The 575-nt window shown below is 48.9% G+C and carries 1 protein-coding gene; it reads left to right on the top strand.

The genetic code is table 11. The annotated features are described in order from the left end of the window. A partial coding sequence (locus R7P74_RS28145) for a DUF3299 domain-containing protein (protein WP_318123963.1) occupies window positions 1-470 on the top strand: 470 nt, incomplete at its 5' end. Window positions 471-575 lie beyond the last annotated feature (105 nt).

Here is a 575-nt window from a genome sequence, read left to right as displayed (position 1 = left end):
GCTTACTCGCGATTGCATTTGCGACGCCGGTCATGGCGAGTGATGAGCCATTAACGCTCGACTGGATCGATCTGGTTCCTGAAGCGGAACGTAAGCTGTTCGACAGCGTGGGGATGCCCGCATCTGATCACAGTGGTGGCGCGGCGCAGCAATCAAAAATCGGTAACGTCAGACCAGAACTCAATGGCAGTCAGGTCAAAATCCCTGGCTTCGTGATTCCTCTTGAGGGAGATGCCAACACGGTGACGGAATTTTTGTTGGTGCCGTATTTTGGGGCGTGTATCCACGTACCACCACCACCACCAAACCAAATCATTTACGTGAAATTTCCGAAAGGCGCACCAGTACAGGAACTTTGGGATGTCATTTACGTGGTGGGAACGTTAAAAACCGAAACCATTAACCATGAACTGGCAGAAACAGCGTATGTGATTGAAGGTTCAAAAATCGAAGCCTACGACGATATGTAGTCGTCGATTTCAAGGTACACCAAAGGCGTCGCATCGGCGCCTTTGTCATCTTTAAATGTTAAACAATGTAGCGCGATAAGTACGCTAATACGCCCACATAAAGAA

The sequence above is a fragment of the Vibrio sp. 2033 genome (assembly GCF_033339735.1).
This window is presented reverse-complemented; position numbering and strand designations above follow the sequence as displayed.